A 2,390-nucleotide genomic window follows, 5' to 3' on the forward strand; every position below is an offset into this window, starting at 1 on the left:
GCTGTAGTGCCGAGCCGTTTTATACTATAAAATAAACGACACCTTCAGCTCTGTATTAATCAATCGAAAACTGATCATGATGGGATGAAATGAGATGCTGGGCTGATACCCAACCCTGTATGATCTCCGGTATTTTACCAATGCGGGGATTAAATATCCCGATCAGCGGGAACAGCTGCTACAGCTTGCATGGTGAATGCAAAAGTAAATGTAATAATCATAAATCAATCCATTAAATTTTTTAAATTTATATTTAGATAAAATCGTGTCTATGGAATAGTGATGGCGGTTGCCATTATCGAGGGAGCTGTAGGGTCAATGGGGAGAATCTCACTCCAAGATTAGCATCTGTATGAGAGACCTTTCCACTCCACCAAAATTCCGGGAGAGGATAAGGCATATGGAGAATAGGTTAAGGTCATGATGTTTGGGAGCCGAAGATTGCTAATAAATGATACTTTTGATGATCCACATTTGATAGCATTATTATTACTATGAAAAAATTATTATTTTTTATTGCTTTAGCTTTCTCTGCTGCCAACGTATCGGCACAAAATGTACCGCTAAATTTTCCCCTCATACAGGATTATATGAGGAGGCTGCAGGTCATCGGGGAGATAGACAGTGAACTGACTTTCCATTATCGGCCTGTTGACCTACATGCTGCCCTGCCGGATTTTGAAACCATGTATGGTTTGGCTTCCTCTGATTCCATACGATTGACACTTTCCCTAGTAAATGCTGGAAAAAACGACCGCTTTGAGATTTCCCTATTGCCGTTACAGCTGAATACGGTATACAATTCCTCCTACCCCTATACCGGGGGGAACGGACCCATGGTCCCAGCACGGGGACCTCAGACCCTGCTCAGCGGCGGTATGCATGTCCGGTTTGGAAGGCTTTCGATGCAAGTACTGCCACAGTTTCAGTGGGCGCAAAATCTGCCTTTCGAGGAGTATCCGGAAAATGCACCCCTGTCCTATTTCCAGCTGATGAACAGGGGATTGTTTGGGTTGGAATCCCCAGTTCGTCATGGCAGAAACCCTATTACCAGGATCCTCCCCGGAAATTCCCACCTAAAACTGGACCTGAACCACATCGCTATTGGCCTGTCTACTGAAAACATCTGGTGGGGTCCCAGCCAGTACAATGCCCTGCTCCTGGGGGACAATGCCCAGGGTTTCACCCATTTTACCATCCATTCACAGAAACCCCTCAAGACCCCGATCGGTAATTTCGAGGGCCAGTATTTTGTCGGCATGCTGGAAGGGCTCAATATCCCCCACTTCAGTGACGGGGCTTTTGATAACGTGATCAGGACCAAAGAGGAAGAGGATTGGCGGTATTTTACCGGGATATCCATCAGCTATTCCCCCAAGTGGCTACCTGGTTTGTCTCTCGGGGTAGGCAGAACTTTTCAGATTTACAGAAATGATATGCAGGACACTTTCCGTGCTTATTTCCCGCTATTTGTACCATTATATAAAGAGGGTGAAGGAATAGAAGAAAACGTAGAGTTAAGGGAGGATCAAAATATCAACCTATTCTCCAGGTGGGTGATCCCTGGGGCAAAATTTGAGATGTATATGGAGTATATCCGCAATGATCATGAGGTAAATGCCCGGTACCTGCTCTTGAATCCAGAGCACAGCAGGGGATTTACGTTAGGTTTTGCCAAGTATGTAAGGCTTCCGGATGACAGCCAACTGGAAATCAAATCCGAATATAACCGCACCCAGATTTCTATCAACAACATCATCCGCTGGCCCGGCGCACCAAACAATGGGCTGGGGCTGTATGACAATTACCAGGTGAGGCATGGACTCACGCACCGGGGCCAGATCCTGGGTCCGGGCACAGGAACGAGCGGCAATTTTTTTAAAGTGGAAATCAATAAGGTGCACCACCTGGATAAGGTGGGGATTACATTCGAAAGATACGGAAGGGAAAGGAATTTTTACCAGTACGCACTTACCAGTGGAGAGTCAGTAAAGCCCTGGACGGATCTTACGATGGGCATCAATTATGAAAAAAAAATCAACCAGTTCCTCATCAGTACAGTGCTGAGGGGAACTGCGTCACTGAATTACAACTTTTATGCAGAGACACCTACTAATGATCCATTCAGCGAAGGAAGGACCCGGTACAATCTGAACAATGTAACGAAGGTGGCGTATTTGTTTTAAGAAAACGGTGACGTATCAATATTTACATAGTCTCCATTTAACAGCCCGGGTTTTGGCGGAAGGCCGGATGGGTTCAAAACTTTATACGGCCAAAACATACGGTCAATTCATTTTTTAACCGGGGGCTACACCCCCGGCTAGGATATTACGCCCCGATGGGGCTGTAGCGGAACAGGTGTTTTATACAACAATTCATGGGACAAC

At 45.8% G+C, this 2,390-nt stretch carries 1 protein-coding gene; it reads left to right on the plus strand.

What is annotated here, in order from left to right:
• Positions 1 to 494 precede the first annotated feature (494 nt).
• Positions 495 to 2,186, plus strand: coding sequence for a capsule assembly Wzi family protein (locus EL17_RS20280; RefSeq protein ID WP_035078729.1), 1,692 nt, complete (start codon positions 495 to 497; stop codon positions 2,184 to 2,186).
• Positions 2,187 to 2,390 lie beyond the last annotated feature (204 nt).

Origin of the sequence: Anditalea andensis, assembly GCF_000714815.1 — a bacterium.
GTDB classification, from domain to species: domain Bacteria; phylum Bacteroidota; class Bacteroidia; order Cytophagales; family Cyclobacteriaceae; genus Anditalea; species Anditalea andensis.

Excerpts from the sequence above, each read along its gene's own strand:
- EL17_RS20280 (WP_035078729.1), top strand. The coding sequence starts at position 495 with ATGAAAAAATTATTATTTTTTATTGCTTTAGCTTTCTCTGCTGCCAAC.